Source organism: Pediococcus damnosus (genome assembly GCF_001437255.1).
In the GTDB taxonomy this organism is placed as follows: domain Bacteria; phylum Bacillota; class Bacilli; order Lactobacillales; family Lactobacillaceae; genus Pediococcus; species Pediococcus damnosus.
Genome location: NZ_JQBD01000042.1, coordinates 1 through 16,615, shown reverse-complemented (window position 1 = coordinate 16,615; position 16,615 = coordinate 1). Strand labels below are relative to the sequence as shown.

The window sequence follows — 16,615 nt, the reverse complement described above, 5'->3', positions numbered from 1 at the left end:
TTTTCCTACATTTTACGGGTGCCTTTTACATACTAGTTTTAAACAAGTGCAAAAATTTTTAACCGGACGACCAACTTCTGAAATTGCACAAGAATTATTGGGGAAAAAGCTTACATTCAAAAGCGCTGATGAATTAATGAGTGCTTACATTGTTGAAGATGAGGCTTACGTTGGTGTAAAGGATCAGGCAGCTCATGCATTTCAGAATCGTCGAACTCCCAAAAACGAACCTTTGTATCATGAAGCTGGAACAATTTACATCTATCAGATGAGAACGCAGTTGTTACTTAATTTAATTACGCAAGGTGAAAATGATCCACAGGGTGTTTTAATCCGAGCGGTTCAACCTCATGATGGTCTGACCGATTTTCGCAGTAACCGACCAGTTCAGTCTATTTATGAATTAACAAGTGGACCTGGAAAATTAATGCAGGCATTTGGCATTCCCAAAGCATTGAAAGGAACCCTTTTAAATCAGGGACCATTATGTTTAGATCTAGAAAATCCTTTAACGCCAACAAAAATTAGAAAAAGTGGTCGTGTCGGTGTGCCTAACAAGGGAATTTGGACAAATGAACTGCTCCGTTATTTTGTGAAGGGAAATCCGTATGTTTCAAAAATGCGCAAACGTGATGCTGATTTCAAGCAGTTTGGCTGGGAAAATAACAAATAAAAAGGAGTTAGCATAAATGAAATGGACTGAATTAAGCGTACAAACTACAAATGAAGCCGTAGATGCTGTAAGTGTCATTTTTGAAGATGCAGGATCAAATGGGGTAAAAATTGAAGATGCTGAAGACTATAAAAATTTACGAGCTGGTAAATTTGGTGAAATTTTAGATTTAGAGGATATTCCTCACATCGAAAGTGGTGCCTTGGTTACAGGTTATTATGCATCTTCAAGTGACATTGAAAGTCTCATTTTCAATATTGAATCTCAAGTAAAAAAATTAACCGATTTTGGCTTGGATCCAGGAGCTGGAAAGGTTATCCAAAAACCATTAGAAGAAACTGAATGGCAAACTGAATGGGAAAAATACTATCATCCAGTTAGGGTGACTCGATATTTAACTGTGGTTCCAAGTTGGGAAAGTTATCAAAAAACGTTACCAGAAGAAAAAATTTTAAAATTAGACCCTGGAATGGCATTCGGAACTGGTACTCATCCAACTACCAAATTATGTTTACAGGCTTTGGAAATGTATATGCGTGGTGGTGAAAAAATTATTGATGTTGGCACGGGCTCTGGAGTTTTAAGTATCGCGGCTAGCAAGATGGGCGCTAGTAAAATCCAAGCTTATGATCTTGATCAGGTTGCCGTCGATTCTGCAATAGAAAATTTGAAATTAAATCCAGATGTTAAAAATGTTCAGATCCAACCAAATGATTTGTTGGCCGGAATTCAAGCACAGGCTGACATCATTGTGGCAAATATTCTGGCAGAGATTATTGTGCCACTTGTTCCTCAGGCAAAAACTTGTTTAAAACCGGGTGGCCTATTCATTACATCTGGAATTATTAAGGACAAACTCCCAACAATCATTTCAGCACTTAAAGATGAACAATTTAAAGTGATCGAAATTTTAAAAATGAAAGACTGGCGAGCAGTAGTAGCTCAAATACCACGCGATGAAAAATAAAACCATTATTTGTATTACAGAGGTAAAATAGGCTTTAAAATATAAGTAGGATGGTCATCCGTTGTGAAAATAAGATTTTGCGGATGCAAAATAAACATTAAAGATGAACAGGAGTAAATCAAATGCAGCGATATTTTACAGATCAATCGATTCAACTCCAAAAACCTTTTTCGGTGAGTGGTGATACGTTTCATCATTTAGTTCGGGTGATGCGAGCCAAAGAAAATGAAGAAGCTGAATTTGTAGCTGCTAATCATCAGGTTTTTCTTGGAAAAATTCAGAGGATCGCTGAAAAGTCAGCAGAAGTTCTTCCAACCAAGCAGCTCAAACATGTTGTAGAATTACCGATAGAAGTAACCATTGCTTGTGGATTATCTAAGGGTGAAAAAAGTGAAACGATTGTTCAGAAAGGAACCGAAATGGGCGCCCGACATTTCATTTTTTTACCAACTGAATTTTCAGTTGCCAAATGGCCGACTGCAAAAGTGGCACGAAAGATTGAACGATTGCAGAAAGTTGCTGTAGGTGCAGCCGAGCAGTCACATCGAGCTTATATTCCCACAATTTCTTATTGTTCTAGTTTAAAGGAATTAGTTCAATGGCCTGGAAAATTTAAAATTGTTGCTTATGAAGAATCAGCCAAACAAGGAGAACATACCCAATTACACCGTCAAATTACCAATATGCGACCAAATGACGAAGCACTGGCTCTTTTTGGCCCAGAAGGTGGTCTTTCCACTTCAGAGATTGGTACCTTAACTGATGCTGGTTTTGTTAGCGTTGGTTTGGGGCCGCGAATTTTACGAGCCGAAACTGCGCCATTATATTTCTTAACAGCTATTTCGGTTTTTACTGAAATGAGGTAGAATTGGCAATATACTTTGATAGTCTTTACTGGAGGGATCAATTTGAATAAAACATTAAGCTTTTTTGACAAAATAAAATGGCGATATTGGGCTGCCACTTTTGTACTTGGCATCTTTCTACCGTTTGTTTTACATATTACAAGTGCTTCACATGTCTTTATTGATCTCTGGTTTTTGATCATTATTAACACGCTAGCCGCCATCATTTTAGGTTCTCTGATTAAGGCCAACCGAGCACATTGGTTGTTAATATGGCTATTTCCAATCTTCTTTATGATTGGTGCGTACTTCTTCTTACCGAAATATGGTTATTATTTTGTGATTATTTATTTGACTACTAGCTATATTGCATATGGCTTAACAAGTTAACTTACAAATTTACTAATCACTAATAGATTAAATAAAGAGCACACAATCGATTTGATTTTGTGTTCTCTAGTTTTATAAAGGAGGCTAAATTATGTCACAAGAACCCGTTTTATCTGCTCAGGATGTTTTAAATATGTGTCGGAAATATATGAACGCAGAACACGTCGCATTTGTCCAAAAGGCTTGTGATTTTGCAACTTATGTTCATCAGGATCAATATCGGCAATCGGGAGATCCTTATATTATGCATCCCATTCAAGTTGCCGGCATTTTAGCAGAACTAAAAATGGATCCCGAAACAGTTTGCGCTGGCTTCCTGCACGACACAGTTGAGGATACCTTAATTACATTAGGCGATATTGAAGAGCTTTTTGGTCATGATGTTGCGGTTATTGTGGATGGCGTCTCAAAAATTAGTAAAATCCGCTATAAATCTAATCAAGAAAAATTAGCTGAAAATCACCGGAAACTATTATTAGCAATGTCTAAGGATATCCGGGTAATTATTGTTAAATTAGCAGATCGGCTCCATAACATGCGAACTTTGGAACATCTTCGTCCCGATAAGCAACGACGCATTGCAAATGAAACATTGGAAATTTATGCGCCACTTGCTGATCGTTTAGGTATCAGTACAATCAAATGGGAACTAGAGGATATTTCATTACGTTATTTAAATCCCCAGCAATATTATCGAATTGCCCATCTAATGAATTCTCGCCGAGATCAACGTGAGGAATACATTGCCTTAGCCATCAAGGACATTAAGAAAGCTCTGGATGATCTAAAAATTACGGAAGTTGATATTTATGGACGTCCTAAACATATTTATTCTATTTATCGTAAAATGGTTGACCAGCATAAACAGTTCAGCCAAATTTATGATTTGTTAGCTATTCGAGTGATTACTCATTCTATTAAGGATTGTTACGCGGTGTTAGGTGCAATTCATACCCGTTGGAAACCAATGCCTGGTCGATTCAAAGATTATATTGCAATGCCTAAAGCTAATATGTATCAATCTTTGCACACGACGGTTGTTGGCCCTCAAGGTAAACCCTTAGAAGTTCAGATCCGAACTGAAGAGATGCACCGGGTTGCCGAATATGGTGTTGCCGCTCACTGGGCCTATAAAGAAGGTAAAACTGATAAGGTTGAATCAAGTGATACTGGCAATAAATTAAACTGGTTTAAGGAAATTGTTGAACTTCAGGATGAAAGTAAAGATGCATCTGATTTTATGGATTCTGTCAAAGGGGATCTCTTTGGTGATCGGGTTTATGCATTTACTCCTAAAGGCGATGTTTTTGAACTAGCAAAGGGCTCTGGTCCACTTGATATGGCGTATACAATTCATACTGAGGTGGGGAACCATGCAACTGGTGCTAAGGTAAATGGCAAAATTGTGCCACTAGATTATAAGATCAAGAATGGCGATATTGTTGATATTTTGACTTCTGCTAATTCAGTTGGTCCAAGTCGCGATTGGATTAATTTAGTTTCGACTAGACGAGCACGTAATAAAATCAAACAGTTTTTCCGCCAAGAAGATCGATCTGAAAATGTTGAAAAGGGCCGGGAAGCTATTGAACATCAATTACGTCAAACAGGGTTTGATCCAACTGTTATCTTGGAAACGGATAGGCTGGAAAAAGTGGCAACCAAATTGCACTACACTTCAGTTAATGATATGTATGCGGCTGTTGGCTTTGGTGATTTGGCTCCTACTGGGGTTGCTAATCGTTTAACTGATGATGTGCGTGCTAAGCAAGAAGAGGATCGCAAGCGCCGTGAAGAGAAGGAACTTCTTGAGGACCATCATACGATTTCAAATGAAAATGAGACTGAAAAAGAACGCAAGAAGAAAAGTTCTTCTAGTGGTGTCATCATTGAGGGCGCTGATAATCTTTTGGTTCGTTTGAGTCATTGCTGCAATCCAGTTCCAGGTGATCCTATCGTCGGATACATTACCAAAGGCCGTGGAGTTTCAGTTCACCGGGAAGACTGTCCTAATGTTATCCACGCTGAAAATCAAGATGAACGGTTGATTGGCGTGGAATGGGCAGATCCAAATGATTCCCATAATAACTATTCGGCAGATCTGGAAGTTCAAGGATATAACCGAAATGGGATGCTGAATGATATTTTGAAAAAAGTGAATAATACAACGCGTTATTTGAATTCTGTCAATGGCAAAGTTGACCATAATCGCATGGTTACGATTAGTTTAACCGTTGGTGTTCGTAATTTAGAACATTTAAATCGTATTATGGATAATTTGAAAACCGTGAAAGACGTCTACGTTGTGGAACGTCCGTCACATTAAATAAAGTAAGGCCTGAATTCCAAATGTAGTTCGATTCTTTCGAATTGCTTTAAAATTTGGGCTTTTTCTTTGTAACATTAGCTATGAATGGAGAAATGCAAAAATGAAAGTAGTTTTACAACGGGTTAAACGTGCTCAGGTGTCAATTGAGCAAAAAGTAGTAGGAAAAATTTCTCAAGGTTATCTTTTATTGGTAGGATTTGAGGATCAAGACACAGAGGAGCAACTTGATTATTTAGTTCATAAAATAACAAATCTTCGTGTTTTTGAAGATCAAAATCAAAAAATGAATTTAAACATCAAACAAGTAGATGGGCAGATTTTATCTGTTTCACAATTTACACTTTATGCCAATACAAAACATGGCAATCGGCCTAGTTTTACTGAAGCTGGTGATCCGAAAAAAGCAGAAATATTATATCAAACATTTAATAAAAAACTTGGAGAAGCAGGGATGACGGTTGCAACTGGTGAATTTGGTGCTGATATGCAAGTAGATTTACAAAATGATGGGCCTGTAACAATCATTTTTGATACTGATCAACTACAAAAATAAATTTAATAAATAAATGGAGGTTGCATTATGGATTTATTCTGGGACTTTGATGGCACATTGTTTGATACGTATCCAATCATGGTCAAAAGCTTTAAACATGCATTGATGACAAACGGCATCACGGTCACTAACCAAGATTTACACGAATTGTATCGGCAAATGCGCCAGGAATCATTAGGCCAAACATTGAAAACAGTAGCTGCGAAGAATAAATTGAATTCTGAAGATTTAGAACAAACCTATCGAAGTAATGAAGCAACACTGTTAGCAAACGCTCAACCATTTGAAAGTGCCTATGATATATGTCAGAAGAATGTTCAAAATCATGGCCGTAATTTCTTATTAACTCATCGAGACGATCAGGCAAAAAAATTGTTACAGAAACATGGATTTGAATTGCTTTTTAGTGGTGCCGTCACGGGAGCCAATAATTTCCCAAGAAAACCTAATCCGGCTTCCTTGAATTTTTTGATTCAGAAATTTCAGGCAGAAAAAAAGACCGCCATCATGATTGGTGATCGCAATCTTGATATTTCGGCAGCCCATAATGCTGGTATTCAGGGAATTCTTTTTGATCCTGATAATCTCATTCAAGTAAACAGTCAGCCTGAACGAAAAATTAACAATTTGTCTGAATTATCGGTTTTAGTTTAATCTTTGCTAAAGAAATTTGTTAGCCCATTTGTTACTGCAGAAGCCACTTGCTTACGATAAGTTTGTGTTTTAATCTGATTAAAATCAGCTTTTGTATTGATATAGCCACCTTCAATCAACAACGCGGGCTGTGTGTTATCACGAATTACTTCAAAATCACCGAATTCAACCCCTCGATTGGTTAAATTAATTTTTGTTTTAAGTTGCGAATTAACAGCCTCTGCTAATTTTAGGGAAGTATTTTTATGATAGTAATAGGTTGTATCGCCTGAACCGGAATTGTTTTGCGCCGCCGAATCATAATGGAAACTGATAAATGCATCAGCTTTCTTACTATTAGATAACGTTGCTCTTGCTGCCAGTCCTACGTATGTGTCATTAGAACGGGTCATAAAAACGCGAGTTCCTTGATTTTCCAATGCTTCTTTTACAACATTGGCAGTTTTTAGCGTGTAAGTTTTTTCTTCATTTTTTTGATTAATGCCTAATGCACCGGAATCATTTCCACCATGTCCAGGATCGAGGATGATGGTAGCCTCAGATAAGTTTTTGGCTTTTTTGAATCCAAATTTTCGGTTAGTTAACCAGCCGGGAATCCAGCCAAGTTCCTGATCATTATAACGGATTCTAATCCAACCATCTTCCTTCTTTAAAACAGTGACCCGTTTTCCGGCGTTTAAGTTTCCCATTTTTGCATAAGATAACGCAGGTCCTTGACGAACGGCAACATTGTCAAGACCCACGCGGACAGTTTTAGTGGAAAATAAAGCATGTGTAAAGGTGATCGTGGCAATTAAAAAAATAAGAATGATCAAAATTTGTAGACGATTATTTTTAATTGAGGTACGAATATTTGTATACATAGGTTCCTCTCCCATTTGAAATTCTTCTCATTATTATATACCAGATCGTCCACAAAAAGCGAAAAATTCTAGAAGAACCCTTGACAGGACTAAGATAGTTTAGTAATTTTAATGGTAGTTTAATATTAAAACCAGAGACAAAGAATAGTAGGTGTTTTCCTTTTTCAGAGAGCCCATGATTGCTGTGATTGGGTAAAGGAACCATTCAAAGACACTTTCGAGGTGAATCTTACGTAAGATTCCGTTGCAATACGTTACCTATATTGAGTAAATAATTAAGGTGGTACCGCGCCGCGCGCCCTTGTAAATAACAAGGGCGTTTTTTATTGTTTTCAGATTCTATTTCCATATTAGGAGGAATTTATTATGAAGTATCAACGTCCAAAAGGAACAGCTGACATTTTACCTGATGAAGCTGTTGCATGGAACTATATCGAAAGCACCGCAAAAAAACTATTTGATAATTATCGATTCCATGAAATTCGGACCCCAATTTTTGAAAATTTTGAAGTGTTTTCAAGAAGTGCCGGTGATACATCCGACATCGTGACGAAGGAAATGTATGATTTTCATGATAAGGGCGATCGTCATATTACGCTTCGCCCGGAAGGTACTGCTGGGGTAGTTCGGGCATTTGTTGAAAACAAACTTTATGGTCCTGAGCACATCAAACCAGTCAAACTTTATTATACTGGTCCTATGTTCCGTTACGAACGTCCACAATCTGGACGGTTGCGCGAGTTCCATCAAATTGGTGTGGAAGCTTTTGGTAGTGAAAGTCCCAACTTAGATGTTGAAGTAATCTCAATGGGAATGCATCTTTTGAAAAAGCTTGGAATTCATAATTTGAAACTAGTAATTAATACGTTGGGTGATCAAGCAACTCGCAAAGCTTATCGATCAGCTTTGATTGCGTACTTGGAACCTCATTTTGATGAATTGAGTGAAGATTCAAAAGTTCGTTTACACAAGAATCCATTACGAGTACTTGATAGCAAGGATAAAGATGATCAAAAACTCGTAGCAGATGCACCTTCCATTTTAGATTATCTAACACCTGAATCAGCCAGTCATTTTGAAACAGTAAAAAATCTTTTAGAAACTTTACAAATTGATTATCAGGTTGATGCTTCTATGGTTCGTGGTTTGGATTATTATAATCATACAATTTTTGAAATTATGGCCAATGATAAAGCACTTGGAAAGGGCGATGTGACCGTTTGTGCTGGTGGTCGTTATAATGGACTAGTTGAAGAGCTCGGTGGCCCTGAGACCCCAGGAATTGGATTTGGGCTGGGTGTAGAGCGTCTCTTGTTGTTAATGCAAGCTCAAAAAGCACCATTGCCAACAATCAGTCCTTTGGATGTCTATGTTGTCGGAATTGGCGACGAAACAAAATCTGAAACCTTAAAGATCGTGGAAACAATCCGGAATAATGGATTTAGCACCGATCAGGATTATTTAGACCGGAAGCCAAAGTCACAATTTAAGACGGCCGATCGGTTGAATGCCAAAATCGTGATTACACTTGGTAACGATGAGTTGGCTCAAAAAGTTGTTAATTTAAAAGTAATGGCAACGGGTGACGAACAACAAGTTAAATTAGAAGATGTTTACGATAATTTTCCAAAGCTGTTTGGTAAATTCTTAAAAAAGTAGGGAGATCATAAAATGAAACGGACAACATATGCTGGATTAGTTAATAAACAGTATTTAGATCAAAAAATTGTTTTAAAAGGTTGGGTCCAGAAACGTCGGGATCTCGGAAATTTAATTTTTATTGATTTACGTGATCGAGAAGGAATTGTGCAATTAGTTTTCAGTAAGGAATTTTCTGAAACTGCATTGGCCATTGCGGATCAATTACGTAGTGAATATGTTATTGAAATTAACGGTAAAGTTGTGCCCCGTTCTGAAAAAGAAATTAATCCCAATATGAAAACTGGCGAAGTTGAAGTTGAGGTGTACGAGGCTAAAATTTTAAACAAAGCTAAGACACCGCCATTTTATATTCAAGATGGGATTAATGTTTCTGATGAATTACGTCTCAAATATCGTTATTTAGATTTACGGCGTCCTGAAATGCAACGTGGATTAATGATTCGTAACCGGATTACCCAGTCTGTGCATAGCTATTTTGATTCAGAAGGTTTTATTGATATTGAAACACCGGATTTGACGAAGTCTACTCCTGAAGGTGCGCGCGATTATTTAGTACCTTCGCGCTTGTATGCAGGTCATTTCTACGCTTTACCACAATCTCCTCAGTTATTTAAACAATTATTAATGGGAGCTGGATTTGATCGGTACTATCAAATTGCCCGTTGTTTCCGGGATGAAGACCTTCGTGGCGATCGACAACCTGAGTTTACCCAGATTGATATGGAAACTAGTTTCTTAGATGCTGAAGAAATTCAGGATTTAACTGAAGGCTTGATTGCAAAAGTTATGAAAGATACTTTAGATATTGACGTTAAATTACCATTTGATCGGATTACCTGGAATGAGTCCATGGCTCGTTTTGGAACCGATCAACCTGATTTACGATTTGGTATGGAATTGAAAGATCTTTCAGATATTATGAAAGATTCTGAATTCAAAGTATTTTCAGGCGCCGTTGAAAAGGGCGGCCAAGTTAAAGCAATTGCTGTTCCAGGCGGAGCTACCCTTTATTCACGTAAAGCAATTGATAAATATACGGAATATGTGGAACGTTTTGGCGCTAAAGGTTTAGCATGGCTTAAGGTTACTGATGATAGTTTCTCTGGTCCGATCGCAAAATTCTTTAAAGATGATGCAATGCGGAAACAAATCTTGACCGCCACTGGTGCTAAAGTGGGAGATTTACTTTTATTTGTTGCTGATCGTACCAAAGTTGTGGCCGATACCTTATCTTATTTGCGGGTCGCAATTGCTAAAGAACAAAACATGATTCCTAAAAATAAATTTGCTTATGTATGGGTTGTTGATTGGCCATTATTTGAGTATGATGAGGGTGACAAACGTTGGGTTCCAGCGCATCATCCATTTACAATGCCAAATGAAGAAGATATTCATTATTTGATGAACGACGATGAAGATGCCCATAAAGCACATGCCCAAAGCTACGATATTATTTTAAACGGTTTGGAATTGGGTGGTGGTTCAATCCGGATTCATCAACGTGATCTTCAAGAAAAGATGCTGGAAGCACTTGGATTTACTAAGGAACGTGCTCAAAAGAGTTTTGGTTACTTGTTAGATGCGCTTGACACTGGTTTTCCACCTCATGGCGGTCTCGCTATTGGGTTAGATCGATTTGCCCGTTTATTAGCAGGTCGTGACAATATTCGAGATGTTATTGCCTTCTCTAAAAATTCTAAAGCAATTGAGCCAATGACCTCAGCACCTCGTCCCGTTACTGAAAAACAATTACAAGAATTACATTTGTTTTCTGTTAATGAAAATGACAAAAATGAATAGATAAAAATAAAAATCAGCTGGGTAATAAAAACGTTACCTGCTGATTTTTATCTTAGAGTAAAATTTAAGAAATCGTCTGTTGATTATGATACGATATAATCTAAATAGATCTGTAATTTATTAAAATTAAAATGGAGATGACTTGCTATGAGTGAAGAAGAAACTGCAATTTTTGCAGGTGGATGTTTTTGGTGCATGGTTCAGCCCTTTGATTCACTACCAGGAATTAGCAAAGTAATTTCTGGCTATACTGGTGGCCATACAGTTAATCCAACTTATGAAGAAGTAAAATCCCATCAAACAGGACACACAGAAGCAGTTAAAATTTACTTTGATCCAAATGTAATGTCATATAAGCATCTTGTTCAAATTTATTGGCAACAAACGGATCCCACGGATGCAATGGGCCAATTTCAAGATCGTGGTGATAATTATCGACCAGTTATTTTTGTGAATAATGCAGAACAACGAAGGATTGCTGAACAATCTAAGCAAGAGCTACAGGATCGTGAGCAATTTGACAAGCCAATTGTCACGGGAATTGAAAACGTGGCACCATTTTATCCGGCAGAAGAAACTCATCAAGATTTTTATCAGAAAAATCCTGAAGTTTATAAACAGCAAGAAGGTGGTGGGCGAGAAGCATTTAAAAAATCACATTGGGAAAAGGAGAATTAATTACTTTTCATGGATAAACAGTTAAAAAAAATTGCTAAACGGCATCAGTATTCAACGTTAGCTGGAACTGCCTTTATTTATGCTATTTTAGTCTCAATTGCGATGAATTTTTTCTGGACTCCAGGGAAAATTTACGCATCTGGAATTACTGGATTTGCACAATTGGTTTCAACTCTGAGCAGTCGTTATCTACCTTTTAATTTGTCGACTGCGGCGATGCTCTTTGTCTTAAATGTGCCACTTTTCTTTCTAGCATGGCATCAAATCGGTCATCGTTTTACACTATTTACAATTCTTTCTGTTGGCTTGGCCAGTATCATGATTAAGGTATTGCACCCCATGACCCTAACGACAGATCCAATTATTTGTGCAATTTTTGGTGGTGCTGTTAATGGATACGGAACTGGTTTGGCATTGAAAAATGGTATTTCAACGGGTGGCTTAGATATCTTAGGGATGGTTATTCGTAAACGGACTGGTAAAAGTATTGGCACAATAAATATCATTTTCAATGCAATGATTGTTTGCGCAGCTGGTTTTATTTACGGTTGGCCATTTGCATTTTATTCTGCCATTGGTCTGATTGTGAATGCCAGAGTTATGGATATGACCTATACTAGACAGCAAAAAATGCAAGTAATGATTGTAACTGACCGCCCCAAGAGTGTGATTGATAGTATTCAAAACCATATGCGGCGAGGAATCACCATTGTGCATGGTGCTGAGGGGGCCTATAATCATGATCCAAAGACAATTTTATTCACAATTATTTCGCGCTATGAAATGAGTGATCTTGAAATGGCAATGAAAGAATCTGATCCCAAAGCGTTTGTAAGTATCTCCGGTAGTGTCACAATTCTGGGTCATTTTTATGAACCTTCACTTTAAATACGAGGTATAAGCATGAAAGTAATCTATACGTTCCTTGTTCGACTCTGGTCGTTACTATTTATTTTTAGAAAAAAGTCACAAGTTACTTATTTGATGAGCTTTGGAAATAATCAGGAATTTGTCCAACAACTAGTTGCTCAAATTGCTCCTTTAAATCTCCATGTTTTTTATCAAAAAGAAGTGGGCAAGCATACTAAGCAACTAGAAAAAATTTCAAATGTCCAATTGGAATTGCTAGATAACGGGCCTCAATTATTCTTGAAAGTAATTCCAATATTGATGCATAGTAAGTTGATCATTATCGATAATTACTTTCCGTTTTTAGGAGCTTTAGTAAAAACTAACCACATGCGAATTTCCCAGATTTGGCATGCAAATGGTGCAATTAAACAATTTGGCTTTAATGACCCAACAACGAGTCAACGGTCGAATTCGGATCATATCCGTTTTCAGCAGGTTTATGAATCTATGGATGACATTGTGGTTGGTTCAGAAAAAATGGGTGATACATTTCAAGTGAATTATCGTTTAGATGGCCATCAAATTCGTCGATTAGGCTATCCACGCTCAGATAAGTTTTTAAATTCGGAGTGGATTAAAAAAGCGCAAGCAAATTTTTTTAAACGCTATCCTGATTTAAAAAATAAACATTTAATTTTATATGCACCGACATACCGCCAGGGAACAAAGTTTGATTTTGCACCTGGTTTTGAGAATTTGCAATTACCGGAAAACAGTGTCTTAATTCTGCGTTTACATCCGCATTTACAAGTCATGGAGAAAGCGTGGGAAGATCGAATTCCATTTATAACATCCATTGATGCAAGTGTATCAACTGATGAACTACTTACAGTTGTTGAAACATTGATCACAGATTATTCTTCGATTCTGTTTGACTATACCTTGCTAAAAAATGCTAAAAAGGTGGGCTTATTTGCTTTCGACCAATTCCAGTTTAAACAAACTGTTGGGTTACGCCCGGATTTTGCAACTGAGTTTCAGCCCATTATAATTAAAACAGTGGACCAGCTATCAGCTTTTTTGGCTGATCCGAAAAATGATCAGCCCATAATTGATCGAATTAATCATGATTGGAATCAGTTTAATGATGGGAATGCGACTAACCGAACAATAAATTTCTTATTGAAACGGAGCGACCTCTAAATGCGCCATGGTTTGATACAAACTATAAAAATTTTAATTCGTTATATTTTAGTTGTAATTAATGACTGTCTAATCCATCTACCCATCAAGCGCCATTTGACCATTTTTGAAAGCTTTAACGGACAGGCAATAAATGATAATCCGGCTGCCATTTATCGAGAATTAAAAATTCTTCATCCAGAAGCGGCTGATAATTTATTTTTTGGAATAAAGGGAAGTAACTTCGCTCAAGTAAAAAAGGCTAATCCAGATGTTCAGTTGCTTAAGCGTTGGTCTTTAAAGTGGATATGGGTTACAGCACGTGCCAATTATTGGATTTTTAATTCAAGAATGCCTTTGTGGTGGCATAAAAATGCACAAACTATCTATGTTCAAACATGGCATGGCACACCTTTAAAAAAATTAGGATTAGATATTGAAAACGTTGAAATACCTGGCACTTCAACGAAAAAATATCATGATGAATTTAAAAAGGAATCTGCTCGGTGGGATTATTTAATTGCGCCCAACGCTTATTCAGAAAATATTTTTAAACGCGCGTTTGGTTTTAAAAATAAATTTATTCGTTCGGGTTATCCGCGGAATGACCTTTTGATCACGACTAATCAGACAGAAATTAATAAATTGAAAATAAAGCTTTTAGGAGATAATGTCGATCAAGTTATTCTCTACGCTCCAACTTGGCGAGATGATAATTTTATTTATAAAGGCCGTTATCGTTTTGATTTACCATTTGATTTGAAAGACTTTTTTGCTTCAGTGCCAGCGCATACAGTTTTAATCATCCGTCCCCATTATTTGGTCAAAGATCACATTGATATTCGCGGCTTTGAAGATCGCGTTAAAATTATGGCGGATACAGATATTAATCAATTATATTTAATCAGTGATCTGTTAATTACGGATTATTCATCTGTAATGTTTGATTATGCAAACTTACATCGACCAATATTATTTTTCCCATATGACTTGAAACACTATGCGGGTGATTTACGAGGATTTTACTTTGACTATCTAAGTCAGTGTCCGGGACCGATTGTGACACAAAAAGATCAATTCTATGAGCAATTAACAATTTTCTCAGCAAATAAAGGTTTTCCAAACTATCAAGAACAAATCAATAAATTTGACGCTAACTTTTTAACTTGGGAAAATGGAACTGCAGCAAAACAGGTGATTGAATCAATCGGATTTTAGGAGGCTAATAAAATGTTATTAGGTTCACATGTTAGTATGAAAGCGCCAAAAATGTTTTTAGGTTCTGTTGAAACAGCAATTAGTTATCAAGCCAATACCTTTATGATTTATACTGGTGCTCCTCAAAATACACGACGCAAGCCTATTTCCGAGCTTAATATACCAAAGGGCAAGCAGTTAATGAAAGAGCATAAGATTTCTAATTTAATCATTCATGCTCCTTATATTGTGAATTTAGGGAATACTAAAAAGCCAGAAAGCTTTCGATTCGGTGTGGAATTCTTAAAAGAAGAAATTAAACGTGCTGATGCTTTAGGGGCGAGCAATATTGTGCTTCATCCAGGTGCCCATGTTGGCGCTGGTTCAGAAGCTGCGATTGCCCAAATTGTAAAGGGATTGGACGAAATCCTGTCTGAGTCACAAGAAGTTAAAATTGCGATTGAGACAATGGCTGGCAAGGGAACTGAGGTTGGTAAAACATTTGAAGAAGTTGGTTCAATTGTTCACCAAGTTAAGCAACAGAATAAAATTGCTGTATGTTTCGATACTTGTCATACAAGTGATGCGGGCTATGCCATTCGCGATGATTTTGATGGGGTCCTTGAAGAATTCGATCAAAAAATTGGATTAAATTATTTACAGGTCATTCATTTAAATGATTCCAAGAACGAACAGGGAAGTCATAAAGATCGCCATGAAAACATTGGAATTGGAACAATTGGTTTTAAGGCTCTAAACAAAATTGCTCATTATCCACAATTGACTAAAATTCCAAAAATCTTGGAAACACCTTGGGTTAAAGATCCCGAGAATGCCAAGCTGAAATATGCGCCATATGGTTATGAGTTAGCTATGCTTAAAAACGAAACTTTTGATCCAGATTTGATTTCCGATATTCTTTTGCAAAAACCAATTGATACTTTTTTAAAATAATTTAAATAAGCACCAGTGAAGATTGCCAAACAATTGGCTGTTTTCACTGGTGCTTATTTTTTAAGAACTTTAAATTATTTATTCATTTGAGACATCAACATCTAAACTTTCCATAATTAAAGTTGCCGTTTCTTCAATTGATTTGTTAGAAGTATTGATTACCAAACAGCCAATTTTTTTGAAGACATCATTTGCATAACTTAATTCATGTTTAATTCCTTCTGTATTTGAGTAAGAAGACTCAGGATTAAGTCCATAGGAAATCATTCGTTGACGGCGAATATCATTCAAAACATCTGGCGTTGTAGTTAATCCAAAGATTTTTTTGGGATCAACTTTCCAAATTTCATCTGGGATAGAAGCCTGGGGAACAAGTGGTAAGTTAGCCACCTTGAATCCTTTATTTGCTAAATAAAGCGACATTGGTGTTTTAGAGGTTCGTGAAACTCCAAGAAGAACAATATCAGCCTTTAAAAAACCGCTTGGATCTTTACCATCATCATACGTTACAGCAAATTCCATAGCCGCAATTTTATCGAAATAACCCTCAGTTAAATTATGGACAGATCCCGGTTTATTAGCTGGTTCAAGACCAGTTTTTTGTTTAAATAAAGAAAGTGCAGGCGTTAAGACATCATAATAATAGATATCGGCCTGTTCACATTGCTCTTTAGCAAATTGATTTAGTTCTGGATTGACAAATGTAGAAAAAACAATGGCGTTTTGGCGTTTAGCACGTTTTAAAATGCCATCTAATAAAGATTTTGTTTGTGTAAACGGATAACGATCAAATTCAAATTTCTCACTAGGAAACTGAGCCGATGCTGCTTTAGCTACAGCTCCCACAGTTTCACCTACTGCATCAGAGATTACAAATACTTTTGTTGCCATAATCAATCACCCTCATCCTTTTAGAGTAAGTTTACCATATGAGACGGGCAATGAAAACGGTTTTATAAATTTTAAAATGAATTTAAGAAAACAGTGGTGTTAGTGTAAGGTTTTCCTAGATGGTC

The 16,615-nt window shown here is 36.8% G+C and carries 16 protein-coding genes and 1 other annotated feature; of the genes, 14 read left to right on the top strand and 2 right to left on the bottom strand.

The window, feature by feature from the left end; translation table 11 throughout:
• From IV84_RS06420 to IV84_RS06390, 7 genes are all read left to right on the top strand, one after another.
• A partial coding sequence (locus IV84_RS06420) for a DNA-3-methyladenine glycosylase (protein WP_236699017.1) occupies positions 1 to 673 on the top strand: 673 nt, incomplete at its 5' end.
• Between the two features lie 16 nt (positions 674 to 689).
• On the top strand, positions 690 to 1,640 hold the full coding sequence (gene prmA / locus IV84_RS06415) for a 50S ribosomal protein L11 methyltransferase (protein ID WP_046870780.1): 951 nt from the start codon (positions 690 to 692) through the stop codon (positions 1,638 to 1,640).
• 122 nt (positions 1,641 to 1,762) lie between these two features.
• Positions 1,763 to 2,506: a 16S rRNA (uracil(1498)-N(3))-methyltransferase gene (locus IV84_RS06410; RefSeq protein WP_046870779.1), complete on the top strand. Its 744-nt coding sequence runs from the start codon at positions 1,763 to 1,765 to the stop codon at positions 2,504 to 2,506.
• A gap of 42 nt (positions 2,507 to 2,548) precedes the next feature.
• The gene (locus tag IV84_RS06405) at positions 2,549 to 2,875 is read left to right on the top strand and encodes a hypothetical protein (RefSeq protein WP_056986272.1); all 327 of its coding nucleotides are present in this window, start codon (positions 2,549 to 2,551) and stop codon (positions 2,873 to 2,875) included.
• Between the two features lie 91 nt (positions 2,876 to 2,966).
• Positions 2,967 to 5,201 carry a RelA/SpoT family protein gene (locus IV84_RS06400; RefSeq protein ID WP_056986271.1) on the top strand — a complete coding sequence of 745 codons (2,235 nt, stop codon included), beginning with the start codon at positions 2,967 to 2,969 and terminating at the stop codon, positions 5,199 to 5,201.
• A gap of 103 nt (positions 5,202 to 5,304) precedes the next feature.
• The gene (gene dtd, locus IV84_RS06395) at positions 5,305 to 5,757 is read left to right on the top strand and encodes a D-aminoacyl-tRNA deacylase (protein WP_056986270.1); all 453 of its coding nucleotides are present in this window, start codon (positions 5,305 to 5,307) and stop codon (positions 5,755 to 5,757) included.
• Positions 5,758 to 5,784: 27 nt separating this feature from the next.
• The gene (locus IV84_RS06390; protein ID WP_046870775.1) at positions 5,785 to 6,411 is read left to right on the top strand and encodes an HAD-IA family hydrolase; all 627 of its coding nucleotides are present in this window, start codon (positions 5,785 to 5,787) and stop codon (positions 6,409 to 6,411) included.
• Here IV84_RS06390 and IV84_RS06385 read toward each other — a convergent pair.
• Positions 6,408 to 7,274: an N-acetylmuramoyl-L-alanine amidase family protein gene (locus IV84_RS06385; protein ID WP_100078141.1), complete on the bottom strand. Its 867-nt coding sequence runs from the start codon at positions 7,272 to 7,274 to the stop codon at positions 6,408 to 6,410. The two genes, IV84_RS06390 and IV84_RS06385, sit on opposite strands and share 4 nt — an antisense overlap.
• A gap of 125 nt (positions 7,275 to 7,399) precedes the next feature.
• Positions 7,400 to 7,580, top strand: a binding site (T-box leader).
• Between the two features lie 60 nt (positions 7,581 to 7,640).
• Between IV84_RS06385 and hisS the strand changes: the two genes are divergently transcribed.
• From hisS to IV84_RS06350, 7 genes are all read left to right on the top strand, one after another.
• Positions 7,641 to 8,933, top strand: a complete 1,293-nt coding sequence (gene hisS / locus IV84_RS06380) for a histidine--tRNA ligase (protein WP_046870773.1) — start codon at positions 7,641 to 7,643, stop codon at positions 8,931 to 8,933.
• 12 nt (positions 8,934 to 8,945) lie between these two features.
• Positions 8,946 to 10,736 (top strand): aspartate--tRNA ligase, encoded by a 1,791-nt coding sequence (aspS, locus tag IV84_RS06375; protein ID WP_056986269.1) that lies wholly within the window; start codon positions 8,946 to 8,948, stop codon positions 10,734 to 10,736.
• A gap of 147 nt (positions 10,737 to 10,883) precedes the next feature.
• The gene (gene msrA, locus IV84_RS06370) at positions 10,884 to 11,414 is read left to right on the top strand and encodes a peptide-methionine (S)-S-oxide reductase MsrA (protein WP_046870771.1); all 531 of its coding nucleotides are present in this window, start codon (positions 10,884 to 10,886) and stop codon (positions 11,412 to 11,414) included.
• Positions 11,415 to 11,423: 9 nt separating this feature from the next.
• Positions 11,424 to 12,302 (top strand): YitT family protein, encoded by an 879-nt coding sequence (locus IV84_RS06365; RefSeq protein WP_046870770.1) that lies wholly within the window; start codon positions 11,424 to 11,426, stop codon positions 12,300 to 12,302.
• 15 nt (positions 12,303 to 12,317) lie between these two features.
• Positions 12,318 to 13,469 (top strand): CDP-glycerol glycerophosphotransferase family protein, encoded by a 1,152-nt coding sequence (locus IV84_RS06360; RefSeq protein ID WP_056986268.1) that lies wholly within the window; start codon positions 12,318 to 12,320, stop codon positions 13,467 to 13,469.
• On the top strand, positions 13,470 to 14,666 hold the full coding sequence (locus IV84_RS06355; protein ID WP_046870768.1) for a CDP-glycerol glycerophosphotransferase family protein: 1,197 nt from the start codon (positions 13,470 to 13,472) through the stop codon (positions 14,664 to 14,666).
• Positions 14,667 to 14,678: 12 nt separating this feature from the next.
• A complete protein-coding gene (locus IV84_RS06350; protein WP_056986267.1) occupies positions 14,679 to 15,599 on the top strand; it encodes a deoxyribonuclease IV in 921 nt (306 codons plus the stop codon).
• A 78-nt stretch (positions 15,600 to 15,677) separates the two neighbouring features.
• On the opposite strand, the gene IV84_RS06345 is transcribed toward IV84_RS06350, so the two are convergent.
• Complete coding sequence (locus IV84_RS06345) at positions 15,678 to 16,490, bottom strand: pyruvate, water dikinase regulatory protein (protein ID WP_056986266.1); 813 nt, start codon at positions 16,488 to 16,490, stop codon at positions 15,678 to 15,680.
• Positions 16,491 to 16,615: the final 125 nt, after the last annotated feature.